20 protein-coding genes are annotated in these 23,642 nt (G+C 51.1%); 7 read left to right on the top strand and 13 right to left on the bottom strand.

Annotated elements, in window-relative coordinates:
• Positions 1 to 7: 7 nt before the first annotated feature.
• The 12 genes from AC07WB_RS20950 to AC07WB_RS21005 all read right to left on the bottom strand — a co-directional run bounded on the left by AC07WB_RS20950 (position 8) and on the right by AC07WB_RS21005 (position 14,295).
• Complete coding sequence (locus tag AC07WB_RS20950; protein WP_494941234.1) at positions 8 to 2,164, bottom strand: type VI secretion system Vgr family protein; 2,157 nt, start codon at positions 2,162 to 2,164, stop codon at positions 8 to 10.
• A gap of 105 nt (positions 2,165 to 2,269) precedes the next feature.
• Positions 2,270 to 3,208, bottom strand: a complete 939-nt coding sequence (gene tssG / locus AC07WB_RS20955) for a type VI secretion system baseplate subunit TssG (RefSeq protein WP_494941235.1) — start codon at positions 3,206 to 3,208, stop codon at positions 2,270 to 2,272.
• Positions 3,201 to 5,039, bottom strand: a complete 1,839-nt coding sequence (gene tssF / locus AC07WB_RS20960) for a type VI secretion system baseplate subunit TssF (protein WP_494941236.1) — start codon at positions 5,037 to 5,039, stop codon at positions 3,201 to 3,203. Before tssF ends, tssG begins: the two co-directional genes overlap by 8 nt.
• A gap of 13 nt (positions 5,040 to 5,052) precedes the next feature.
• Positions 5,053 to 5,487, bottom strand: coding sequence for a type VI secretion system baseplate subunit TssE (locus AC07WB_RS20965; protein WP_097098332.1), 435 nt, complete (start codon positions 5,485 to 5,487; stop codon positions 5,053 to 5,055).
• Positions 5,488 to 5,554: 67 nt separating this feature from the next.
• Entirely contained in the window at positions 5,555 to 6,073 is a 519-nt protein-coding gene (locus AC07WB_RS20970) for an Hcp family type VI secretion system effector (RefSeq protein ID WP_097097850.1), read from the bottom strand.
• Between the two features lie 97 nt (positions 6,074 to 6,170).
• Positions 6,171 to 7,631, bottom strand: a complete 1,461-nt coding sequence (gene tssC, locus AC07WB_RS20975; RefSeq protein ID WP_494941448.1) for a type VI secretion system contractile sheath large subunit — start codon at positions 7,629 to 7,631, stop codon at positions 6,171 to 6,173.
• Positions 7,632 to 7,690: 59 nt separating this feature from the next.
• Positions 7,691 to 8,239 (bottom strand): type VI secretion system contractile sheath small subunit, encoded by a 549-nt coding sequence (gene tssB / locus AC07WB_RS20980; protein WP_494941237.1) that lies wholly within the window; start codon positions 8,237 to 8,239, stop codon positions 7,691 to 7,693.
• Positions 8,240 to 8,260: 21 nt separating this feature from the next.
• On the bottom strand, positions 8,261 to 9,199 hold the full coding sequence (locus tag AC07WB_RS20985; RefSeq protein ID WP_494941238.1) for a type VI secretion system protein TssA: 939 nt from the start codon (positions 9,197 to 9,199) through the stop codon (positions 8,261 to 8,263).
• Between the two features lie 888 nt (positions 9,200 to 10,087).
• Positions 10,088 to 11,554 carry a pyridoxal phosphate-dependent decarboxylase family protein gene (locus AC07WB_RS20990; RefSeq protein WP_494941239.1) on the bottom strand — a complete coding sequence of 489 codons (1,467 nt, stop codon included), beginning with the start codon at positions 11,552 to 11,554 and terminating at the stop codon, positions 10,088 to 10,090.
• Positions 11,555 to 11,566: 12 nt separating this feature from the next.
• Positions 11,567 to 12,952 (bottom strand): diaminobutyrate--2-oxoglutarate transaminase, encoded by a 1,386-nt coding sequence (locus tag AC07WB_RS20995; RefSeq protein ID WP_097097854.1) that lies wholly within the window; start codon positions 12,950 to 12,952, stop codon positions 11,567 to 11,569.
• Positions 12,953 to 13,161: 209 nt separating this feature from the next.
• Positions 13,162 to 13,935, bottom strand: coding sequence for a prepilin peptidase (locus AC07WB_RS21000; RefSeq protein WP_176519234.1), 774 nt, complete (start codon positions 13,933 to 13,935; stop codon positions 13,162 to 13,164).
• A 150-nt stretch (positions 13,936 to 14,085) separates the two neighbouring features.
• Positions 14,086 to 14,295, bottom strand: coding sequence for a hypothetical protein (locus AC07WB_RS21005; RefSeq protein WP_494941240.1), 210 nt, complete (start codon positions 14,293 to 14,295; stop codon positions 14,086 to 14,088).
• A 492-nt stretch (positions 14,296 to 14,787) separates the two neighbouring features.
• Between AC07WB_RS21005 and arnB the strand changes: the two genes are divergently transcribed.
• From arnB to arnF, 7 genes are read left to right on the top strand one after another with little or no spacing between them, the layout of a single operon-like run.
• Entirely contained in the window at positions 14,788 to 15,924 is a 1,137-nt protein-coding gene (gene arnB / locus AC07WB_RS21010; protein WP_494941241.1) for a UDP-4-amino-4-deoxy-L-arabinose aminotransferase, read from the top strand.
• Position 15,925: 1 nt separating this feature from the next.
• Complete coding sequence (gene arnC, locus AC07WB_RS21015; protein WP_345830782.1) at positions 15,926 to 16,912, top strand: undecaprenyl-phosphate 4-deoxy-4-formamido-L-arabinose transferase; 987 nt, start codon at positions 15,926 to 15,928, stop codon at positions 16,910 to 16,912.
• A complete protein-coding gene (gene arnA / locus AC07WB_RS21020; RefSeq protein ID WP_494941242.1) occupies positions 16,909 to 18,888 on the top strand; it encodes a bifunctional UDP-4-amino-4-deoxy-L-arabinose formyltransferase/UDP-glucuronic acid oxidase ArnA in 1,980 nt (659 codons plus the stop codon). The genes arnC and arnA overlap by 4 nt, the downstream gene beginning before the upstream one ends.
• Entirely contained in the window at positions 18,885 to 19,769 is an 885-nt protein-coding gene (gene arnD, locus AC07WB_RS21025; protein WP_494941243.1) for a 4-deoxy-4-formamido-L-arabinose-phosphoundecaprenol deformylase, read from the top strand. The genes arnA and arnD overlap by 4 nt, the downstream gene beginning before the upstream one ends.
• Before the next feature lie 18 nt (positions 19,770 to 19,787).
• Positions 19,788 to 21,449, top strand: coding sequence for a lipid IV(A) 4-amino-4-deoxy-L-arabinosyltransferase (arnT, locus tag AC07WB_RS21030; RefSeq protein ID WP_494941244.1), 1,662 nt, complete (start codon positions 19,788 to 19,790; stop codon positions 21,447 to 21,449).
• Positions 21,446 to 21,778: a 4-amino-4-deoxy-L-arabinose-phosphoundecaprenol flippase subunit ArnE gene (arnE, locus tag AC07WB_RS21035; protein WP_097097862.1), complete on the top strand. Its 333-nt coding sequence runs from the start codon at positions 21,446 to 21,448 to the stop codon at positions 21,776 to 21,778. Before arnT ends, arnE begins: the two co-directional genes overlap by 4 nt.
• Positions 21,775 to 22,140 (top strand): 4-amino-4-deoxy-L-arabinose-phosphoundecaprenol flippase subunit ArnF, encoded by a 366-nt coding sequence (arnF, locus tag AC07WB_RS21040; protein WP_097097863.1) that lies wholly within the window; start codon positions 21,775 to 21,777, stop codon positions 22,138 to 22,140. Before arnE ends, arnF begins: the two co-directional genes overlap by 4 nt.
• Positions 22,141 to 22,198: 58 nt before the next feature.
• Here arnF and AC07WB_RS21045 read toward each other — a convergent pair whose 3' ends face one another.
• Entirely contained in the window at positions 22,199 to 23,542 is a 1,344-nt protein-coding gene (locus AC07WB_RS21045; RefSeq protein ID WP_097097864.1) for an MFS transporter, read from the bottom strand.
• Positions 23,543 to 23,642: the final 100 nt, after the last annotated feature.

Consider the following 23,642-nt stretch of genomic DNA (forward strand, 5'->3'; position numbering starts at 1 on the left):
GGCTTCCTTAGTTTTTGCTCTGCATGCCGGCGGTTTTAAGGTCAACACCCACTTGCGAATAGGCTGCGCTGGTATTGCTGATTGATAATCCGGTTGTGCTGTTACTGGATCCGACCATTGAGGTGGAGACCCCCGTTGTCGAAGTCGATACGCCGGTGGTTGAGGTGGCAACCCCGGTGAAGCTGGTATCCACGCCCGTAAAACCGGTACTGACGCCAGTGAAACTGGTACCGATCCCGGTAAAGCTGGTACTGACGCCGGTCATACCCGTGCTGACGCCGGTCATGCTGGTGCTCACCCCCGTCATGCTGGTGCTTATTCCTGTCATGCCGGTGCTGATACCCACCATGCTGGTGGAGATACCGGTTCGTGAGGTCGAGATTCCGGTAGTTGAATGACTGATCCCGGTGACGGAACTGCTCTTCGCGGTAAAGGTCGTGCTGGTTCCTTTGGTCGCGGTTTCATCTTCTGTAGAGGTGACGCTGGTTTTAGTGCTGGTGAAGCTGGTATCTGTTTCCATTACCTGGGTTTTAGTGGTGCTGAAGTAGTTATCGCGGTTAACGATGTGATCCTGGTAATCTTCAATTTTGGTGCGATTGATGCGTTCATAGGCATCATTTCCCACATCACGGATGTCATTTCGTCCCGAAGATGTCTGCATATCCCGCTCGGCGTGCAGCATCAGGCGTTCATTGCCGCGTTTATCGTCAAAGGTGATCTGGCTGGCATGCTGGGGCTGACCCTGTTTAAGCGAGCGCGACACCAGCCCGGTGTAGTTAATCTGTTCTGGCAAGCGATACGGCGGCGGGTTGTCGCCGTTATAAACGATGCCGCTAACCAGCGGGCGATCGAGATCGCCATCGATATAACTCACCAGCACTTCCTGCCCAACACGCGGCATGGCAATCACACCCCAGCCTTTGCCCGCCCAGGCCTGCACCACACGGATCCAGCATGAGCTATCTTCTTCGCTGGTTTTATAGCGATCCCAATGAAAGTGAACGCGAATACGCCCATAACTGTCGGTATGCACTTCGCTCTCTGGCGCGCCGACTACGGTGGCACTTTGGATACCGGGAAGCTGCGGTTTGGGCGTAATGCGGGCCGGACGCCAGGTCACATCATCGTTAATAGCGGTAAAACGACAGGTAACGTTACGTCCCTGCGCGCTGCTATCTGGACCATCCTGGATATAGCGGTAGGCGCAGCTGATGAGTTTGAATCTGCGGTTGCGGTTTTGATCGGGATGCAAGCTGAGACTAAAAGCATGACCGACTTTCAAGCCGGTAGCATTGCTTTCGCCACTGAGCATTTGCCCTTGAGCGCTGAACTGCTGCAAACGCAGGCGCGCGATAGTTTCTCCGCGCGTTCGGTCGCTGTAGCCGCTGGCATAGTCGTACCACTCAAGCGGCGTATCAGGCAGGCTTTCGCTACTGTTTGTCGCGTGGGATTGCAGGTTATTACGCGGGTTAAGATAATCATAATCGCGCAATACCACGTCGCTTGAGTGCACCTGGCGCGCCCGCTGAATACGTTGTATCCCTTCGCGGATGGCACGTTGCTCTTCACCATCTGGGCTATAAAGCAGTTGATCGTAGGTGAGCGACAGCGGCTGGAAGGTCTGATTATCGGTAATCACCAGCGTGTGCTGCTCATCTTCCTGCGCGAAAAACCAGATGATGCCTTCATCTTCCATTAACCGGCTGATGAAATTGAAATCGCTTTCGGCGAATTGAACGCAGTATTCGCGACCTGGGTAGCTTTCACTGAGATCGAGGCGGTAACGAGCTACGCCGTAGCGCGCAAATACCTCCTCAATGATGGTCGGCACATTTTTGTTCTGAAAGATTTTACAGTTGCGGTTCTGCTGTAAAAACCACAGCCAACAGCTCAGCGTCAGACGATAGACCGATTTCGTTCCCTGTTGCCCGGCATCTTCCCCGCCAACGATATAGAGATGGAAGGGGCGAGGAAGATCCTGTTTTTGCTCAATTAATACCGTGAGCTGTTTACTTAACAGCTCGCTATAGTCCAGATCGGGCTCTGCAGAGGCGATCTCCAGTTGGAAAAGCGGAGTGCGTGATAGCTCTTCCTGCGTCTGAAAACTTAAGGGAAAAGCGCGATGTGCAGGCAATTCCTCACTGACTAATTGAATTAAAGGCATGTTTAGTTCCCTATGAGTGAATGTCATTCAACGCTGAGAAAAGCGCACCATCCTCAATCTGACGCAGCGCCTTCTTTCTGCCGCTAACGCGATCGATTCCATCTGTCAGGTTGGGGATTGCCAGACGCGTTGCGAGACCACGCCGTGACGCGGCTTAAGCCAACTGTTACTTCCCAGTTTTGTGGGAAATGCCTGGGCCAGCTCAGGAGAGGAAAGTAGCAATAAATCAATAGTTAACTGCATCTGATGGCGAACAAAGGTCTGACAGACCGACGCCAGCAGTTGCAATTTCTTCTCTCCGCGCTGCCAGGATTGATAATCCGGAAATCCGAGCGGGCCGATCTCGATGTGCAGACTATGTTGTGCGTCAAAAATACGGCTGCCCAGGCGCGTGGCACCAAGATGTCCCATCTTGTGCTGCGCACGCTTTTCCTGCGGTTTTATCCACTCTCCCTTCGTGGTATCCAGGCGGCAGGGAATGGAAAAAAAATGACTCAGCATCCGCTGTAAATCGCGTAAAGAAGCGCGGCCCGCCAGCCAGGCAGCAGGCCAGACCTGCCGCAGTTGCGTTTGCAGCAGCGGATAACCGCGCACGGGAGGAATCCCGGCTATCTGACCAAGGCGAGCCAGGAAACGGTTGTCCTCACCCGGGCGATCGTGACTCACCATCGGTTGCAATTGGCTCCAGCTGCGATACCAGAAAATGGCCTGGCGTTGGCTGAGCAGTGAGAGAAAGTCACCAAACGCATCGCTGGAATGATTCAGCTTTTCGGCACGGGTATGTTCAGTCACGCTGAGAGGCATCGGACCGTAGGGCGCCAGCAGGCCAAAATGGCGTAACGTAATGGTGATACGCTCACCGGCTGGCAGTACATGCGCCACTTCGCGCGAGGCAAATGCCAGGTCTGCCTTTTGCAAAATTCTGAGCTGCCGATCGCTATTGTCGTTTAGCGTACCGAGCCGGGAAGCAGCGGTATTGCGGCGCTCAATCTCACGTAGCAGCGCAAAGTAATCCATGCTGCTCAAATACGTTAAATCAGCCACCCGATGCCCCCTGTTCCATAAAGCGTTCGCCATCCAACGTGAGAGTGAAGCTGAGCCGCTGATTGAGCTCGCAATAATCTGTCAGGGCATGAAAAACCATGTAGGCAAACATAAAGGCGCCCTGATCGGCATGATCCTGAGGTGCGATGTCGAGGGAAAGTCGGGTGCCGCGCGTCCAGCTCAGCGGACCCGCTCCCTGCCAGCGTTCGAAATGATGGGTAATGGTCGCCCGGCGAATGCTGGAAAGCTGTTTTGTCTGCGCGGCATTTTGCTCATTCACAAACAGGCTCAGCCATTCACGAAGCAAGTCGGCGCAGTTTTCAACTTCACTCTCGGCATAATGCAAAGGGTTTACATTGAGCATCTGTAGCGCATGCCAACTTTTAATTTTTGCCGGCGGAGCCTGCGGCGCGCTGGGATGCCGGGTGAGAATGACGCCTTTAATCGGCATTGACCGCTCAAGTTCAACGTGGGGACGTTGAAGATGTTCAGGCCGCAAATGTCGCTCGCAGACCAAAGCTTCAACGGCGAAAGCCTTTATCTCCTGGGGCTCAAGCTGAGCAGGGCCGGTTGAAAAGGACAAAAAGAGTTGCTCAAGCGGCAGGCGATGGTGACTGGCTTGCGTGGTACGTGGATCGCTACGACGCCGTAATGACCAATGTGCCGGTGCGTCAGTGACGGTTTCGTAATGCGCATCGCCGGTCAGTGCAGAAAAGGGGCGTTTTTCGCCATCCTGCAAAATAGCTTTCACCTCCGTCAGGCTGTGAATACAAAAATGACGGGCGTTTAATCGATCGACGATCAGCGGGTATTCCGTGTGCTGCTGATTAATCAGCACCGGGCTGCATACTCGGGGAAAAAGGTTTATGGCCGGTGTGGCAAACAGATGAAAGTGACGGGCATGAATACTCTCTGCCAGTGCAAAGCTGGATTTGTTAAACAGGAAAAAGAGATCAAACGTATGGCTGTGCGTCCCGCGTGCTAGAAAGTCATGCAGACCGGTTACCAAAAGCGTAGAGAAACGTCCCGGCGCGGCAAAATATTCACGTAACAGACGACAGCCCGGTAATTCGCCAATCGCCTGCGGTAATAACGACTCCTCCGGCGTTAATCCGGCAAGAGAGATAGCGTCAGCATCGAGAATATTGTATATCGGCCCCTCCGGCTGGTGGGCGTGCAGTACTATACGCAGCGTGTTGGTCAGTAATAACGTTAGAAGTTGGTTGAGCAGAACAATTTCACAGCTCATCGTTAGACGAAGCGGCGAAAAACTCAGCTCGCACAGCGGGGTAATCCCGCGCGTGCTTATGGTGAGGTGCAAATAGCTCTGCGAATCCTGAAATTGCTGGCGTACGTTTTCCGGCAGTTCAAGTGGTGGATGCACCTTGAGTTCAGCTCGCTCGATTTCAACCGGTTGAACATGTACGTCATTGCCGGTAACGAAAACAGCAGGGCGCTCTTTGAGTGAAGGATCATTCAGCATGACTCTGCTGCCCTTCGGTAAACAGGTTCTGGCGCTCCACTGCGGGTGTGTGAGATCGGGTTGTAGCGCCACCGTCATCATCGATGGCACCGGCGTTTGCCAGTTCGGTGCTAAATGAGTCAGCATATTTAACGCGAATTCTGCCTGCTCGTTATTGAGGCGCTCATGAACCCGACTCGCAAGAAAAGCAGTGCCTTCCAGTAATCGTTCTACGAAGGGATCCTGTACGCCATTACGATGTATACCCAATTGGCTGGCAACTTGCGGATGTTGTTTTGCAAAAGCATCACCCGCTTCACGGAGATAGCGTAATTCTTCGTTATAGAGCGTGAGAAAATCGGGTGTCATGGCAATATCTCTATTAAATTATGCTGACTGCGCCACAGGAATAATCCAGCGCGATGCGTAAACTAATGGGCGCCTGAAGTTCGGGAATAACGCTCCAGCCGTTAATATCAAATAACAGTGCTAAAACTAATGCCTGCCTTTTTTCTACCACCGGCGTCACTTTAATAGAGCGCGGGTCGATGCGCGGTTCAAACAGCACAATAATTGAATGAATGTGATGCGCAATGGTTAATGCATCAGCATTGACCGGTAACTGTCGGCTTAACGAGGGTAAGCCAAAGTTTAAAACTGAATTTTTACACCATGGATAGTTATCTAAATGTAATTGTCCACTGCGTGCCGCATCATTTAGCAATAACTCTACATCGCGAACTAATGCGCCTCGCCAGAAAGAACGGCTCGTTTTACTACTTAACTTATCAAATAAAAAGGGTTGTGAAACTTTCATATGATGCTCGTTAAGGAAATAGCTACCCGTAGCTACTGAGTAGCCATTATATTATTAAGCGATATGATTACACTCTGGCGTTTCTTTTCAGATCGTAGCCTGTTTTAATTGCCGCACCCATTGAGCCATCATTATTTTGCTCTCGATATTCAACTTCAATACGGGCAAAGTTCAATTTGATGACATCCGTAGGCAGCACCGTTTCAGAGGCTTCGATCCCCATATTATTCAGCGGCATATTACCCACCGTTTGGAAACGAGACACTAAGCAGTTGCTGAAGGTAATGGTCAGGAAGTCTTTTTGACCTTGTCCTGATTTGCGGCACACCAGCGTAGCCTGGGTAATATGCTCACCCATTGCGCACATTAAAAATAATTTCGGCGAGGCTTTATTGGTGCGCATACGAAATTCGAAATCTTTCATTTCGACTTTTCCCGATCCGCCACCGCTACCTGCTGAGAAATGCCCCGCATTTTCCTCTGCCCACTGCCACGCATCTAACTGAATCCATCCCGGATAATTCTGGTCAGGGGATTCTCCATCTACTCCATCGATTTTTAAGAAATAGTCAACTAATGCCGCCATATTTCATACTCCTTGAGTGAGGATGCGACTACTGTCGCAGGGTGTTTTAAACGCCATATTTACAAAGGTCAATTGCAGTGCAAAATCGTGGCGCTGTTTATTCTCCACCTTTTTTTGCGGATGGAAGTTTAGAAACTAAGCGAAGTGAAACTGTCATTCCCTCTAGCTGATAGTGAGGGCGTAAATAAAAATGGGCGCGGTAATAACCGGGATCATCAGCCACCTCTTCAACATTCACTTCGGCGGCAGCTAATGGACGTCGTGCTTTGGTAGCCTCCGTTGATACCGAAGGATCGCCGTCGACATAGTTCATTAGCCAGTCATTTAACCAAACCTGCATATCATTACGAGAGCGGAATGAACCAATTTTGTCGCGTACAATGCATTTTAAATAATGCGCAAAACGACAGGTGGCAAAAATATAAGGCAAGCGTGCGGATAGACGGGCATTAGCCGTAGCATCAGGATCTTCATAGAGCTTGGGTGTGTGCAGCGTGCACGACCCAATAAAGGCGGCGAAGTCAGAATGCTTGCGATAAACCAGCGGTAAAAAACCTGCATCTGACAACTCTTGCTCTCGTCTGTCAGATATAGCGACCTCGGTTGGACAGGTTATTTCATAACCGCCTTCCTCAGAAGGAAATGCATAGGCTGGCAATTCTTCAACCGAACCACCGGACTCAATGCCGCGAATACGTGAGCACCAGCCATATTCATGGAATGCGCGGTTAATATTAACACCCATGGCATAAGCTGAGTTCGCCCAGACAAAATCATTATCATTGAGCGGATTGACCTCTTCTTCAAAGGCAAACTCATCGACCGGCGAAGTTTTGGCGCCATAGGGGAGACGAGCCATAAAGCGCGGCATCGTCATTACCAGATAGCGAGCATCATTACTTTCCCGCAGTCTGCGCCAGGACGCATATTCGGGCGTACTAAAGATCTTGCCGATATCACGTGGATTGCCAAGCTCAGACCAGCTCTTCATCTGCAGTAGAGCAGGTGAGGCGGAGGCAATAAACGGGCAGTGGGCAGCAGCGGATATCCGGGATATTTCAGTCAACAGCATGACGCTCGTTGGACTGTGATCGAACTGGTAATCGCCAATCAGACAGCCAAAAGGTTCACCGCCAAACTGGCCATATTCAGTTTCATATATTTGTTTGAATATGGGGCTTTGATCCCACGCACTTCCACGGAAACGCCGCAGGCTATTCATTAATTCGCTTTGTGTAATGTTCAGGACGCGGATTTTTAACGTTTCATTGACGTTAGTATTATCAACCAGATAGCTCAGGCCGCGCCAGGAAGCTTCCAGGTCCTGAAATTTCTTGTTGTGAATAACAGCATTGAGTTGAGAAGATAATTTCTCATCTATTTCCGTAATCAACGATTGGATAGTAAATAATACATCCTGATTCACTTTCACCTGGCTACTATTGATTTGACTTGCCAGTGTGCCAATCGCCTGGCGAACCGCGCTCGACGCTTCCTGCGTCATGGGACGAAACCCTTTTTTGAGCAACCGACCTAATTCGTCATTTTCGCCCAGCATGGGTTGATTAGCATATTCCGTCGTGTGGGCATTCGTGTGTTGTTGCGTCAGTGGCATGCTCAAACCTCCTTATTCTCTGATGCGCTATCTTCATTGAAAGACTGCACGGCTTGTTTTGCGTCATTGACCAGTCGCTGCAGAAAATCAGGTTGTTCAAGTAGATTTTTGACCACTTCTTCAGCGCTACTTTTTCCATCCATATAGGTGATGAGCTGCGTCAAATGTTCACGTGCTTCCAGCAGTGCGGCCATTTGTGGAATGCGTCGGGCGATTTGCGCTGGGGAAAAGTCATCCATTGACTCAAATTCCAGATCCACATCAAGGAGTTCGTTACCGTCAGTCAGCGTATTTTTGACGTAGTATTGCAGGTGAGGGCGGATTGCCCGCATCCGGTCATTAAAGTTATCCTGATCGAAGGTTAAAAATTTTCGTTCTTCCACGGGAAGCAACGCTTTTTTTCGATCGCCAGAAAGATCGGACATCACGCCTGTCACAAAAGGTAATTCAATTTTCTTATGTGAACCATATAGCTCAACGTCATATTCAATCTGTACGCGCGGAGCATTATTCTTCCCAATAAACTTTTGCGAGCTTGAATCTTTGGCCATGAGATTCTCCTGAGTAAGAGGTTAAGACTTTCCTGCAAATTGCTGTAACGTACTAAGCGCATCGGGTAGCATTTCTTCGACAATCGCCATGAAATCCATGCCAATCATTTTCTTTGAACGTCGAATAAAAACGGGCGCGGGATGACTGGGTTCATACTGTTCAAAATAGGTCAGGATATGATCGAGCATAATAATTACCTCGCGCCTATTTTGCGGGATATCTGGTATCTGTTGTTCTGATGCTGGTAAGTAAGGCTCTACATGTGTATTAAGCTCTTCATCACTGTTAGAGGCTGGATTAGCCGACAATCCAGACAAGTTTTTCTGCGCAGAGAGTAAATAGCTGCTCAGATTTGTGGCATTAAACTGATAGTCATCAGACGAAAAATTGACGTTTTCACTGATGTAATTCAGCATTCGCTGACAATCAATCAACTGACTATGCAGTGCTGGAATATGCTGTTCCCTGTACCACCGGTCGGCCGTCTCAACAGCAGAAATAATTTCCGGGTAGGGTAAGGAAGATCGATCCTCATTTGACTCTCGAACCTGGCAACGTTCGAGGCTCAAGGTCATTCCAGGTGTCAGCTGAGCATTTTTAAATAACGTAAGACATTGATTTCCCGCGAGCCAAATTAGCCCGGTTGCGGCATCTCTTCTAACCTCACTATCGGCAGGCAATTGTTCTAACGCTTGTTCTAAAATCTGTAGCGTTATCCACAACGCAGAAATTCCCTGCAGCATTAATTTTGCACGAAGTTGCCAGAGTAGAACCCGCCAGTTAAATCCCTTTTCAAGTAATTTCTCGCACTGATCATTGATAAGAGACCATGAAATAATATCTGAAGAAATCTCCTCTAATGGATCGTTATTGGAATCCAGCCGTGATATAGCGAAATCTATTTCACTGTAGAGCGGGTCAAACTCAAGATCAGAATAGAGAAAAAAGTTAGAGCTCATACTTTTGTTACCTATTAAGCGAAAACATTAAATGAACCTCTATTCGAACAATTTAAATCCAAGGCAAATAAAATAGCTAAATGATTGTGAATATTAATAAGTTTCAAACGATAGATTTTACCTATTGAAATCAGGAATCATGATCGAGCAAACCTATTAGTCGATTTTACCAATCAAGAAATTTCTTACGGATAAGGTTATTATCTGGGATTTTATTTCATGGTGAGGAAATATATCGTGCCATCATTTCTTTTAACGTTAATTAAATTAGCAGTAAAAAATACCTTTACCAGACATTTCCGGGAAGTTTGATTTTCATTGTTACTTCTTATTATTCAATGAGTTATTTAGAGTCCGTTTTTTACTTTACTTGTGTTAATGAAATGTTGTTTTTTTGAATGATAAAAGTGAGTGAATAATCTATTATTTGAAGGCGATTTTATTACTTTAATCTATTATTTTTTGCTGCCTGCAAGCATTAGATAACTCTCTGTATATTTGCTTTAATTTGAGCGGGTGAATGATCAAAATAACTTATCAATTCTCTAGCGAATTGATGCTTTATTGTACGCTGAGTCAACTGCTTATTCTGATAATAAAGAAGGTTTACTATTTTGAAGCGGTATTATTAGTCTGTCAGTAATCTAGCGGTATGGTAAAAGCGAGAGGTTTTCAGGCAGGAATTTTTACTTTAATGCCGATGTGCTGTAGCCAATCTGCTTACATTGCGTAGCGGCGCAATTTATCACGCAATAAAGTGTGCCGCCATGATGCCTGCGTTTTGTAATGTCAGTTTCATCTCTCAACTGACAAGCATCAGTGAGCGATGCAGCCAATAAAAAAGCCGATAACCGTTGCCAGTTATCGGCTTTATCACATCGCGCAAGATTATGCGTTCAGCAACTGATTCGCGGTTTTCTCAACCAAGGCCAGCAGGACTTTGACATCTTCCAGCGTTACGGTTGGGTTCAGCAGCGTCAACTTCAGGCAGGTTACGCCTTGATTCTCGGTCACGCCGACGTTAGCGCGGCCTGAATCCAGCAGCGCATCGCCGATTCGTTGGTTGAACAGCGCAATCTGTGCGACGTCGGACAGCTGCTCTGGACGGTAGCGGAACAGTACGCTGGCCAGCTGTGGCTGCATTACCAGTTCCAGACGCGGTTCAGAGGCGACAAACTTCGCCACTTCCTGCGCCAGAGTCACGCCGTGATCGATGATCGCCGCATACTGTTTCTGACCCAGCGCTTCGAGGCCCATCCACAGTTTCAGCGCATCAAAGCGACGCGTTGTTTGCAGAGACTTGGAGACCAGGTTTGGCACGCCTGCCTCTTCATCAAACTCAGAGTTCAGGTAAGCCGCCTGATAGCGCATCAGCTCGTAATGACGCTCATCTTTCAGCAGGAATGCACCACAGCTAATGGTCTGGAAATACTGTTTGTGGAAGTCCAGCGTAACGGAATCCACAAGTTCCAGGCCATCAAGGTAGTCGCGATACTTCTCGGACAGCAGCAGCGCGCCGCCCCAGGCTGCATCAACGTGTACCCAGATATTGTGCTCTGCCGCGATGCCGGCAATTTCACGCAATGGATCGATAGCGCCCGCATCGGTAGTACCGGCGGTTGCGACGATAGCCAGGATCTGCTCACCGTTGGCCTCGGCCTGTGCCAGTTTCGCTTTCAGGTCTGACACATCCATACGGGCGAATGGGTCTGACTTCACCTGCACCACAGACTGATAGCCGTGGCCGAGCAGCGCCATGTTTTTCTGCACTGAGAAGTGCGCATTTTCAGAGCACAGCACTTTGATCTTCCGCAGATCGCCGGTGATACCGTGCTGCTGAACTGAGTGCCCCTGGCGCTGATAGAACGCATCACGCGCCAGCATCAGACCCATCAGGTTACTTTGGGTGCCGCCGCTGGTGAAAACACCCGCGTCGCCAGCCGGATAGCCGACCTGCGCACGCAACCATTCGATCAGTTTGATCTCAATGATGGTGGCAGAAGGGCTCTGGTCCCACGAATCCATACTCTGGTTGGTGGCATTAATCAGCACTTCTGCTGCCTGGCTCACCACCAGACTAGGGCAGTGCAGGTGTGCCACACATTGTGGGTGATGTACTGAAAGACTGTCTTTCAGGAAATATTCAATCGCACGTTCAATCGCGGCCTGGTTACCCAGGCCGTTTGGATTGAAGTCGAGCGTGATACGCTCGCGCAGTTCGGCAACGGTTTTGCCTTGATACATCTCAGGCTGTTGCAGCCACTGCACAACCGCGGCGCTGCTTTGCGCAATCGCCTGCTGGTACGCCTCAATGCTCTGTGCAGAGGCGGCCAGAATCGGGTTTACTTCAGACATTTACGCTTCCAATCAAACAGGATTGACGCCAGCACCAATCAGCGCTTGCTCAAATTTATCCAGGAAAATCGCCAACTCATCGTTGGTGATCAGCAGTGAAGGCAGCAGACGCAACACTGCGCCATGACGGCCACCGCGCTCCAGAATCAGACCTGCTTCGAAGCACTTCTTCTGCAGCAGAGCAGAGAGCTCGCCGTCAGCTGGGAAGCTGCCCATGTGATCGGCTGCTTCGTTCGGTTTAACGATCTCGATACCAATCATCATGCCGAGACCACGCACGTGACCAATAACCGGGAAGCGTTTCTGCATCGCGATCAGCTGCGCTTTCAGCCACTCACCCTGCGCCGCAACTTTATCGGCGATATTCTGCTCTTGCAGAATTTTCAGCGTGGTCAAACCGGTTGCCATCGCCAGCTGGTTGCCGCGGAAAGTGCCGGTGTGATGGCCAGGTGACCAAACGTCAAACTGCTTTTTGATGCCTAATACTGCCAGTGGAAGACCACCACCAACCGCTTTAGACATGACGATGATGTCTGGCTCAATGCCCGCATGTTCGAAGGCGAAGAATTTACCGGTACGGGCAAATCCAGCCTGAACTTCATCAAGGATCAGCAGGATGCCGTGTTCCTGGGTGACTTTGCGGATGCGCTGCAGCCACTCAGCCGGCGCCGGGTTAACACCGCCTTCACCCTGAACGGCTTCGAGGATCACCGCGGCAGGCTTGCGTACGCCGCTTTCCACGTCATTGATCAGGTTATCAAAGTAGTAGGTCAGCGCTTTTACGCCAGCTTCACCACCGATGCCCAGCGGGCAGCGATATTGATGCGGATAAGGCATGAACTGGACTTCTGGCATCATGCCGTCTACCGCTTCTTTCGGTGACAGGTTACCGGTGACGGACAAGGCACCGTGCGTCATACCGTGGTAGCCGCCAGAGAAGCTGATGACACCGCTACGGCCAGTGGCTTTTTTCGCCAGTTTCAGCGCGGCTTCAACGGCGTCGGCGCCAGAAGGGCCGGTGAACTGCAGGCAGTATTCTTTGCCCTGGCCTGGCAGCAGCGACAGCAAGGATTCAGAGAACTGATCTTTCAGAGGCGTAGTCAGATCTAGAGTATGTAACGGCAAGCCGCTGGTAATGACATTTTGTATGCTCTGCAGAACATCAGGATGGTTGTGACCCAGTGCCAGCGTCCCTGCGCCAGCCAGACAGTCAAGATATTGTTTATTCTCAACATCTGTGATCCACACGCCATGGGCTTTAGCGATCGCTAAAGGCAATTTGCGCGGGTAACTCCTGACGTTTGATTCAAACTCGGCCTGACGGGCCAGGAATGCGTCGTTGTTTCCGTTGAATGAGTTGGCACCAAAACTATCAATACGGACTTTATCCGTCATCATATCTCTCCTTCAACCGGGGCTCGCATTGGCTTGCCGATTGACTAATTGAATAAAAAAGTAACAACCGTGAAAAAAACGCGGCCAATATAGAGCCTTTTGACCTACATCACAATGATTAATTTTGTTTAGAATTGTTTACTCTTTCCATATATGAATCAGGGCGTTGGCCAATAATTGGCCGCCTGTTTTGCTACCACAAAATGAACTGGTTAAAAAATAATCGAATGAATAAAGAGACTTATCGCTGAAAGAGCAATCCACGGGCCAAAAGCAATGACGTGATTAACCTCTCGCTGCCAGGCCATTCTGGAAATCAAAACACATAAAATAGCGCCACTAGAAGCGAACAAAAGCACAGAGGGTAAAAGAGGCCAGCCCAGCCACGCGCCCATCGCGGCGAGCAATTTGGCATCTCCCATGCCCAGGGCTTCAAACCCTCTTAGCCTTTGATGAATTTTAGCCAATAGCCATAAAGAGAGGTATCCCGCCACAGCACCTATAACGGCTTCGTTTAACGGTCCCGCTAGCCAGCCCATTGTTTTAAATAGCAGTCCAGCCCATAGCAACGGCAGAGTAATAACATCTGGCAACAGAAAATGCTCGATGTCGATCCACGCCAGCACCAGTAACGACCAGATAAACAAGAGTGCTGGCACTAAATGTTTATCGAAGGGTAAATAGCAGGTAAGCGACAGCGCAGAGAGTGAGGTGAGTATTTCCACCAGTGGATAACGCATGCTCACCACGCACCCACAGTAACGGCATTGACCTCGCAACCACAGCCAGCTCAGTACCGGGATATTATCGCGCCAGCGCAGAGGCGTTTTGCACTGTGGGCAGTGTGAGGCGGGATAAAACAGGGTGGCCGCTACTTCATCTTGCTGCAATTGTAACGGCAGGCGAGAGATCACCACGTTGAGAAAACTGCCGATGGCCAAAGCCATTAAACCGCCTATCAACCAATACGCCACTTCCATTGTCATTCCTCTTATGCCGTCCAGGCTTGTTGATGGCGAGAGACATTACGCCGAAGCGTGCATAGCGGCGAGCGGAAAGACGAGATTACAGGGAGTTACAGCAAAATTGCCGATCGGGATCCAGAATTTGGTAAAAAACAGGGCAAGGTCAACGTGTCACGACTGCTGTTTAAACAGTTGAATCGCCTCCTGTACGTTACTGGTGGCAAGTGACATAACACAGTTATTATTGAGGTACACATCATATTGACCGGCATTGTAGCGAAAAACGTACAGATCGCCGCGATAGCGCAGTCCTTTGGTTTTAACGCCAATGTGATGGCGGCGCAACGCAGCCTGAGAAAGTCTGTCTGTCGCTGTTCTCATCGCACTCTCCTCCAAAAGATTAGTCGGCATATCCTGACATAGTGTGAGGTCACAACCTTAACATAACCTTAAGAAGAGTATAGTTTATAAGTTAACTTATTGTTTCAAAGCGTTTTATTAGTATCGACTCATGTTCATGCAGTGCGTTCTGCTCCCCGTCACACAGATGCAACCTGGCTATTGCTTAAATAAGGCCACATTCCCTCCTTCCTCTACCAATCTTCAACATCTCAGAAAAAAGCCACTAAGTTAACGACCCATTTAATGTTCCGTTAAGTATTCATCCGTATTTTGTTACACAGGGCGATAAAGCAACAAAATTTATGTTTTTCCTACTGAATCGATTATTAACAATTCGTGCTACGCAATTTGCGTGGTTTAACCTACGTTTAAACAGCAGGTTACTTAATGTTAGTGATGGAAACACTTAGCCGCATATTGCAGCTGGCCCTAATACAGGTAGTTCAAGGCGTTAAACGTTAAGGTGAGTTTATGAATTTCCTCCCATTTTCGCGTCCATCATTGGGCGACGAAGAGTTAGCAGCCGTTAAAGCAGTGTTTGAATCCGGCTGGATCACTACCGGGCCACAAAACGCAGCTCTTGAAGCGGCTTTTTGCCAGCTAACGGGTAATAAGCATGCAATTGCGGTTAGCTCTGCTACTGCAGGAATGCATGTCACGTTGCTGGCACTGAATATTCAGCCGGGCGACGAAGTGATTACGCCATCCCTTACCTGGGTCTCTACCATCAACATCATTACCTTGCTGGGCGCCACGCCGGTCATGATTGATATTGATCGCGATACCCTGATGGTTACGCCTGAACAAATCGAAGCGGCAATTACGCCTCGAACGCGCGCCATCATTCCCGTGCATTACGCCGGTGCGCCAGCCGATCTTGCTGCCATACGCGCCATTGGCGAGCGTCATGGCATTCCGGTAATAGAGGATGCCGCCCATGCGGCAGGGTGTTATTACCAGGGGCAGCATGTTGGCAACCAGGGCACGGCGATTTTCTCATTCCATGCCATCAAAAATATGACCTGTGCCGAAGGCGGCCTGATTGTCACGGATGATGATGAGCTGGCCGATCGTATGCGCAGCCTGAAATTCCACGGTTTAGGTGTTGATGCTTACGATCGTCATACGCACGGGCGCAAGCCGCAGGCGGAAGTGATCATGCCGGGCTTTAAATACAATCTGCCTGATATCAGTGCCGCTATTGCGCTGGTCCAGTTGAAGAAACTTCCTGCCATCAATGAACGCCGCGCCGCCATTGCGCAACGCTATCTCGTCGGGTTAGCCGATACGCCTTATATGCCGTTAGTTCAACCGCACTGGCCGCATCAGCATGCCTGGCATCTCTTCATTATTCGTGTTGATGAAGCCACCTGTGGCCTAAGCCGCGATGCATTAATGGAAGCCTTGAAAGCACAGGATATTGGCACTGGTCTGCATTTCCGCGCTGCGCATACCCATAAATATTATCGCGAGCGCTATCCGCATCTTTCCCTGCCCAATACGGAATGGAATAGCGATCGCATCTGCTCAATACCGTTGTTCCCTGATATGCGCGATGAGGACGTTGATCGCGTGATAAGTGCTTTGCGACAGATCGCTGGAGTTTGACATGCTGGAAGAAAAAACCATTCGTAAAGTCTCCGTGGTAATCCCGGTGTACAACGAAGAGGAGAGCCTGCCCGAACTGGTGCGTCGAACCGATGCTGCCTGTGCAAGTGTTGGGCTCGATTATGAGATTTTGCTGGTGGATGACGGCAGCAGCGATCGCTCAGGCGAGATGATCTCTGACGCTGCCACTGTGCCGGGCAGCCATGTGGTGGGCGTATTACTCAATCGTAACTATGGCCAGCACTCGGCGATCATGGCGGGATTTAGCCACGTGAGCGGCGATTTGATTATTACGCTGGATGCCGATTTGCAAAATCCGCCAGAAGAAATCCCCAATCTGGTCAACGCGGCGCTGCAAGGCTATGACGTGGTAGGAACTGTGCGACAGAACCGTCAGGATAGCTGGTTCCGTCGCCGCGCCTCGCGCACCATCAATCAATTGATTCAGCGCGTAACCGGCAAAGCGATGGGCGATTATGGCTGTATGCTGCGCGCTTATCGCCGTCATATCGTCGATGCGATGCTGAACTGCCATGAGCGCAGCACGTTTATTCCCATTCTGGCGAACACCTTTGCCCGCCGCACCATTGAATTACCCGTAGCTCACGCCGAGCGCGAGTTTGGTGACTCAAAGTACAGCTTTATGCGGCTGATTAACCTGATGTATGACCTCGTCACCTGTTTAACCACCACGCCATTGCGTCTGCTGAGTATTGTAGGGAGCTTGATCGCGCTTCTCGGTTTTGCCTTCTCTCTGGTGCTGATTGTACTGCGTTTGTTCCTTGGCGCAGCCTGGGCGGGTGATGGCGTATTCCTGCTGTTCGCGGTGCTGTTTATTTTTGTTGGCGCCCAGTTTATCGGTATGGGCTTACTCGGCGAATACATCGGGCGTATTTATAACGATGTTCGTGCCCGTCCGCGCTACTTCATACAACGTGTTATTAATTCACAGAAAGATGCCTCTTCTGTACAGGAAATTGAGCAATGAAAACAATCGTCTTCGCCTACGCCGAAATGGGCTGTGCTGGTATTTCTGCCTTACTGAACGCTGGTTTTGAGATCGACGCTATTTTCACCCATGCGGACACCTCGCCTGAGAGCCACGCTTTCCCTTCGGTGGCACGATTGGCCGCTGAACATGGCATTGCCGTGTATGCACCGGAAGATGCCGATCATCCACTGTGGGTTGACCGCATCAAATCGATGGAGCCCGACTTCATCTTTTCGTTTTACTATCGCAAGTTATTAAGCGACAACATCCTCAATTGCGCACGCGTGGGGTCTTTTAACCTGCACGGTTCGCTACTGCCGAAATATCGCGGTCGTGCGCCTCTTAACTGGGTGCTGGTCAACGGTGAAACAGAAACGGGCGTCACGCTACACCGCATGGTGAAACGCGCCGATGCGGGTGACATTGTGGCGCAGCAGCGCGTGGCCATTGACGAGCAGGACAACGCTTTAACGTTACATCGAAAACTGGTGGCCTGCGCTACCCAGTTGCTGGAGCAGGCGCTGCCAGCGTTGCTGCAAGGTGACATTGTCACAACGCCACAGGATCATAGCCAGGCTACGATGGTAGGACGCCGTACGCCGGAGGATGGCCGCATCAAGTGGGAGCAATCTGCGAAATCGATCAACAACCTGGTGCGGGCGGTAACCGATCCGTGGCCGGGCGCGTTTGCCTTTGCCGGTACGGTTAAATTTGTGGTGTGGAAAGGGCGCGTTCATAGCGCTGAGCATCAGGCAAAGCCGGGCACCGTCTTATCCGTTGAGCCGTTTATGATCGCCTGTGGAGAAGGCGCGCTGGAAGTGGTTACCGGGCAAGTCGATAACGGTGTCTATATGAACGGCAGCCAGCTGGCGCAGAGCCTTGGCATGGTGAAAGGGGCATTGCTTTATTCTCAGCCGGTGGCGGCGGTGAAGCGCCGTACGCGCGTGCTGATCCTCGGCGTGAATGGCTTTATCGGTAACCATTTAACTGAGCGTTTACTACAGGATGATAACTTCGAAGTTTACGGTTTAGATATTGGTTCTGATGCCATCAGCCGTTTTCTCGAGCAGCCGCGCTTCCACTTTGTCGAAGGCGATATCAGTATTCACTCCGAGTGGATCGAGTATCACATCAAGAAGTGTGATGTGGTGCTGCCGCTGGTGGCAATTGCCACGCCGATTGAGTACACCCGTAATCCGCTACGCGTGTTTGAACTCGATTTCGAAGAGAACCTCAAAATCATTCGCGACTGCGTGAAGTACAAAAAGCGCATTATTTTCCCCTCGACGTCCGAAGTGTACGGCATGTGCACCGATCAGCATTTCGATGAGGATCACTCCAATCTGGTTGTTGGCCCCATCAACAAGCAGCGCTGGATCTACTCGGTCTCCAAACAGCTGCTTGACCGCGTAATCTGGGCATACGGTGAGAAAGAGGGCCTGCGCTTTACGCTGTTCCGTCCGTTTAACTGGATGGGGCCGCGCCTCGATAACCTCAACGCCGCGCGTATCGGCAGTTCACGCGCTATCACGCAGTTGATCCTTAATCTGGTGGAAGGTTCCCCGATCAAGCTGATTGACGGCGGCGCGCAGAAGCGCTGCTTCACCGATATTCGCGACGGTATTGAAGCGCTGTTCCGCATTATCGAGAACAAGCAGAATAACTGTGATGGTCAAATCGTCAATATCGGCAACCCGGAAAACGAAGCCAGCATTAAAGAGCTGGCTGAGCGCCTGCTGGCCAGTTTTGAGCGCCATCCGCTGCGTAGCAATTTCCCACCGTTTGCGGGCTTCCGCGAAGTGGAAAGCAGCAGCTATTACGGCAAAGGTTATCAGGACGTTGAACATCGTAAGCCATCGATTAAAAACGCCCGTCGCTTGCTGGATTGGACGCCAACAGTTGAGATGGAAACCACCATCGATAACACGCTGGACTTCTTCCTGCGCACCGTTGAGCTGCAGGATAAGCCATGAAGAAAATAGGTTTGCGCGTCGATGTCGATACCTGGCGTGGCACCAAACTGGGTGTCCCGGCGTTGCTGGAGCAATTCAGTTTGCATCAAATGCAGGCGAGTTTCTTCTTTAGCGTAGGGCCCGACAACATGGGGCGCCACTTATGGCGCCTGATGAAGCCGCGCTTCTTGTGGAAAATGCTGCGTTCCCGCGCAGCATCACTTTACGGTTGGGATATTTTACTGGCCGGCACCGCCTGGCCAGGACGTGAAATTGGTCGTGGCCTTGAGGAGATCATCAGTGCCACCGCCGATCACCATGAAGTCGGTTTACATGCCTGGGACCACTTTGCATGGCAAACCTGGGCGGGGGTCTGGCCGCAGGAAAAGCTGGTTGAGCAGATAGCAAAAGGTAAGAGTACGCTGGAAGCGATTATTGGTGACAACGTCACCTGTTCTGCCGTGGCAGGCTGGCGCGCAGATGGCCGCGTGGTGGCTGCCAAAGAGGAATTTGGCTTTCGCTATAACAGCGATTGTCGCGGCTCCGGGCCATTCCTGCCGCTTTTAAGTAATGGCAGCGTAGGCACCGTACAAATTCCAGTCACCTTGCCAACCTGGGATGAAGTGGTAGGACAAGCGGTCAGCGCTGCCGACTTTAATGACTACATTCTGGAAAAAATGCTCGCTGCAACCGGTTCGCCGGTTTACACCATTCATGCCGAAGTGGAAGGAATCGTTGGGTTAAAGGCGTTCGCCGATCTGTTGAAGCGCGCTGAACAACACAACATTCAATTCTGCCCGTTGAGTGCCTTATTGCCAGACGATCTCAGCACGCTGCCGCAGGGTAACGTGGTGCGCGGACATATTGCCGGGCGCGAAGGCTGGTTAGGCTGCCAACGTTAATTTTTACAGGACTCACGGATGCGAACAGGCACCAAAACCGCGCTGCTCATAGCACTCTTTGCGCTTTATTATCTGATCCCCATTGAATTCCGCGCCTTATGGCAGCCGGACGAAGCCCGTTACGCTGAAATCAGCCGCGAAATGCTGTTCAGCGGTAATTGGGTAGTACCGCACTTCTTTGATTTGCGCTATTTCGAGAAGCCAATTGCCGGGTATTGGGTGAATAACATCGGCCAGTTACTGTTTGGCCATACCAACTTTGGCGTGCGCGCTGGCGCGATTATCAGTACCACATTAAGTGCGTTACTTATCTACTGGCTGGCTAAAAAAATGTTCGCCAGTCAAAAAGTTGCGTTAAGCAGCAGCGTCATCTTCCTCACCTCGCTGTTGGTCTATGGCATTGGTACTTACGCCGTGCTCGATCCCATCTTAATGCTGTGGCTGGTTGCGGCGATGTGCAGCTTTTGGCTGGCGGCGCAGGCAACATCTACGCAACAGCGCGCGTGCGGGTATGTGCTGCTCGGGGCCGCGTGCGCCATGGGTTTTATGACCAAAGGTTTCCTTGCTCTGGCGGTCCCGGTATTGGCGATTTTGCCCTGGGCCATCTGGCAGCGGCGTTTCACCGAGTTGCTGCGCTGGGGACCATTGACCATGGTGATTGCTGCACTACTCAGTTTGCCATGGGCGCTGGCCATTAATCGGCAGGAAGGGGACTTCTGGCACTACTTCTTCTGGGTTGAACATATTCAGCGTTTTGCCGAGGCAGATGCCCAGCACAAAGCACCTTTCTGGTATTACATACCGGTGCTGCTAGGCGGATGTTTACCGTGGCTGGCACTACTGCCGGGATCGCTGGCGGGTGCATGGCGTCAACGCGGTCAAAATGCTGGTGCGGTTTATTTATTGAGTTGGGTACTGCTACCGCTGCTGTTTTTCAGTATCGCCAAGGGCAAACTACCAACCTATATATTGCCTTGCTTCGCCCCGCTGGCGCTGCTGATGGCGCATTATGCCCACAGCGGTTCTGCCTCTGTCGTTAAGGCGTTTAAAGTGAATGGCTGGATCAACTTACTGTTCGGCGCCGTGACGACGCTGGTTGTTCTCATTGTTCTGGCTCCGTGGGGCGTAGCGCACCGTCCGCTGTACGCCAGCGATGAACTGCAGCGCGTATTGTGTGCAGCACTGGCTTTTGCTGGCTGGGGCATATTGGGTTGGATGAGTCGCAAACCGGAAAATGGCCGCTGGCAGTTAGCCGCCCTTTGCCCACTGGTGCTGGCGCTGCTGGTCGGTTTTGCCATCCCCCAAAAGGTACGCGATTCCAAGCAGCCGCAGAGTTTTATTAGCGCAGTGCACGACCAGCTGGCGGATAGTCGTTATCTGTTAGCCAACAATCCCGGCGTGGCGTCAACGGTTGCCTGGGCGTTGCAGCGTAGCGATATCAACTTCTACGATGCCAAAGGGGAGTTGCAATACGGCCTGAGCTATCCGGATGCACAATCTCACTTTATTGATGCGGACGGATTTGCTGACTGGCTGCGCGTGCATCGTCGCCAGGGGAAAGTTTCGCTGGTGCTGATGTTGAATTCAGGTGACAACACGCCGGATAAAAACTTGCCAGAACCCGATGATGTTTATCGTCAGGGCCGTTTAGTCTATTACGGCTATGATGCCACACCATGAATCTTGTGCTGATCTTACTGGTAAGTGTGCTGAGCTGCGCCGCCCAACTGTGTCAAAAGCAGGCGGCGTATCTTGGCAGCCGTCAGGGTAAAAAGCGGCTGATATTATGGATTGCGCTGAGCGTGCTGCTGCTCGGCGTGGCGATGTTGCTGTGGCTGATGGTATTGCGCATGGTGCCTGTCGGCATTGCTTATCCGATGATGAGTCTTAACTTTGTGCTGGTCGCATTAGCCGCGCGGCTGATCTGGCGCGAAACCTTCACCTTGCAACAGTGGATCGGCACGCTGGTGATAATGGCGGGCGTGGCGCTGATGGGCAGTCATCTATGAAAGGACTAATGCTGGCCTTGTGCAGCGTACTGCTGGTGTCGCTGGCACAGTTGGTGCTGCGCACGGCGATGCTGGATTTTCCGCCGCTGCGCGAGTTGATCAATTTACAGCACCTCAAGCCACTGCTGCTGTTAGCCATCGGACTAGGCGCATATGCGCTCTCAATGGTGTGCTGGATGCTGGCGCTGCGCCATTTGCCGCTCAATCGGCTCTATCCACTGCTGAGTTTGAGCTATGTGCTGGTTTGGCTGGCAGCGATTTCATTGCCGATTATGGGGGAGTCGTTCCGCTGGAGCAGCTTTGCTGGCGTGGTGTTAATTGTCATTGGCTTGCTCATGGTTTCGCTGCCGAGACGGAAATGATTCTCTGATATCACATGACCACGCGACAGAGCGGCATTCTGCCGCTCTGCTCAACAAATTAATGTTGCTGCCATTGATGATATTCGCCGTTGCGACGGCGCGGTGCAGTTTCAGGCAGCCTTATGAGACCGATAACGGAAATCACCCCTAATACCGCAACATACAGCGCCAGGCCGTACCAGTGACCGCCGGTCATTTGCAGGATTTTTACGGCGACCAAACCGAGCACGCCGCTGCCAATCAGCGAGCCCACCTGCCAAATCACCGCAATACCGCTGCAGCGAATGTGAGTGGGAAACAGCTCCGGAAACCACGATGCCTGCGGCGCGTAACACATGCTGTGACCCAGTGTCAGGGCGACAATCATCGCAATTTGCGTCAGCCAATAGCTGTTTTGCTGCAGGGCAAGGAAGAACGGCACGATGGCAATGACAATCAGCAACGTACCCATCATATATACCGGCTTGCGGCCAATTTTGTCTGACAACGCGCCCATGAGTGGAATAGCAAACACCTCGAGAATCACCGCCACGATCATACTATTCATCAGAATGCCAGAATCGAGATTGTTAGCTTTGCCCCACGCCAGAATAATCACCGTGAACAGGGCAAAGGCACAGGCTTCAATCAGTTTGGCGGCGACACCGTTAATGACCAGGCGTGGATTCCCGCGCATCACCTCTTTTAACGGGCGTGATTCTGCTGCTTTGGTTTCGCGAATAGCGGCGAACACCGGCGACTCATCAATGCGCAGGCGAATAAACAGCCCAACAATCACCAGTAATGCGCTGAGTAAAAACGGAACGCGCCAGCCCCAATCCATCATTTGAACCGGGGAGAGCGTGGCATTAAGAACGGCAAACAGCGCCAGCGGCAGCAGGAAACCCACCGGCGCGCCAATTTGTACCCAGCTGGCGAAGAAACCACGACGTGCGGGTTGTGCATATTCTGCGGTCATCAATACCGCACCCGCTTGCTCGCCGCCCACACCAAAGCCTTGCAACAAGCGAATCAAAATCAACAGCACGGGAGCCCAGATGCCGATTTTTTCGTAAGTCGGCAGCAATCCGATGCAAAACGTGCCAAGGCCAACAATCAGGATGGTGGCCACCAGGGCTTTTTTACGTCCAACTTTGTCGCCAATGTGTCCGAAAACGATGCCGCCGATAGGACGAGCGAGAAAGCCCACCGCATAAGTGGCAAAAGCGGCGAGGGTGCTGATGAGCGGATCGTGGCTGGGAAAGAACAGATGGCCAAAGAACAAGACGGCAGCGGTGCCATAAGCAAAGAAGTCGTAATACTCTGCCGCGGTGCCAATGGCGGATGCGCTTGCTACTCGTTTGATGAGTGAAGCATGATCTTTCTCGATCGCTGGCGTTTGGGTAAGGGTGGAAGAGGCCATAGCAAAAGTCCCTGAGGGTTAATGTTCTACTACCATACAAGGATGTTTAAAAGGTTGTTGCGAAAATGATCACATATTGAAGGGGGTAAACAGTACGGCG

This window comes from Pantoea sp. GW821-FHT03E06 (assembly GCF_059420725.1).

What these genes read in the sequence shown, in the direction of transcription:
- AC07WB_RS20950 (WP_494941234.1), bottom strand. Translation starts at nt 2,164, where the DNA reads ATGCCTTTAATTCAATTAGTCAGTGAGGAATTGCCTGCACATCGCGCT.
- tssF (WP_494941236.1), bottom strand. Translation starts at nt 5,039, where the DNA reads ATGACACCCGATTTTCTCACGCTCTATAACGAAGAATTACGCTATCTC.
- AC07WB_RS20965 (WP_097098332.1), bottom strand. Translation starts at nt 5,487, where the DNA reads ATGAAAGTTTCACAACCCTTTTTATTTGATAAGTTAAGTAGTAAAACG.
- AC07WB_RS20970 (WP_097097850.1), bottom strand. Translation starts at nt 6,073, where the DNA reads ATGGCGGCATTAGTTGACTATTTCTTAAAAATCGATGGAGTAGATGGA.
- tssC (WP_494941448.1), bottom strand. Translation starts at nt 7,631, where the DNA reads ATGCTGGGCGAAAATGACGAATTAGGTCGGTTGCTCAAAAAAGGGTTT.
- tssB (WP_494941237.1), bottom strand. Translation starts at nt 8,239, where the DNA reads ATGGCCAAAGATTCAAGCTCGCAAAAGTTTATTGGGAAGAATAATGCT.
- AC07WB_RS20985 (WP_494941238.1), bottom strand. Translation starts at nt 9,199, where the DNA reads ATGAGCTCTAACTTTTTTCTCTATTCTGATCTTGAGTTTGACCCGCTC.
- AC07WB_RS20990 (WP_494941239.1), bottom strand. Translation starts at nt 11,554, where the DNA reads ATGTCTGAAGTAAACCCGATTCTGGCCGCCTCTGCACAGAGCATTGAG.
- AC07WB_RS20995 (WP_097097854.1), bottom strand. Translation starts at nt 12,952, where the DNA reads ATGATGACGGATAAAGTCCGTATTGATAGTTTTGGTGCCAACTCATTC.
- AC07WB_RS21000 (WP_176519234.1), bottom strand. Translation starts at nt 13,935, where the DNA reads ATGACAATGGAAGTGGCGTATTGGTTGATAGGCGGTTTAATGGCTTTG.
- AC07WB_RS21005 (WP_494941240.1), bottom strand. Translation starts at nt 14,295, where the DNA reads ATGAGAACAGCGACAGACAGACTTTCTCAGGCTGCGTTGCGCCGCCAT.
- arnB (WP_494941241.1), top strand. Translation starts at nt 14,788, where the DNA reads ATGAATTTCCTCCCATTTTCGCGTCCATCATTGGGCGACGAAGAGTTA.
- arnC (WP_345830782.1), top strand. Translation starts at nt 15,926, where the DNA reads ATGCTGGAAGAAAAAACCATTCGTAAAGTCTCCGTGGTAATCCCGGTG.
- arnA (WP_494941242.1), top strand. Translation starts at nt 16,909, where the DNA reads ATGAAAACAATCGTCTTCGCCTACGCCGAAATGGGCTGTGCTGGTATT.
- arnD (WP_494941243.1), top strand. Translation starts at nt 18,885, where the DNA reads ATGAAGAAAATAGGTTTGCGCGTCGATGTCGATACCTGGCGTGGCACC.
- arnT (WP_494941244.1), top strand. Translation starts at nt 19,788, where the DNA reads ATGCGAACAGGCACCAAAACCGCGCTGCTCATAGCACTCTTTGCGCTT.
- arnE (WP_097097862.1), top strand. Translation starts at nt 21,446, where the DNA reads ATGAATCTTGTGCTGATCTTACTGGTAAGTGTGCTGAGCTGCGCCGCC.
- arnF (WP_097097863.1), top strand. Translation starts at nt 21,775, where the DNA reads ATGAAAGGACTAATGCTGGCCTTGTGCAGCGTACTGCTGGTGTCGCTG.
- AC07WB_RS21045 (WP_097097864.1), bottom strand. Translation starts at nt 23,542, where the DNA reads ATGGCCTCTTCCACCCTTACCCAAACGCCAGCGATCGAGAAAGATCAT.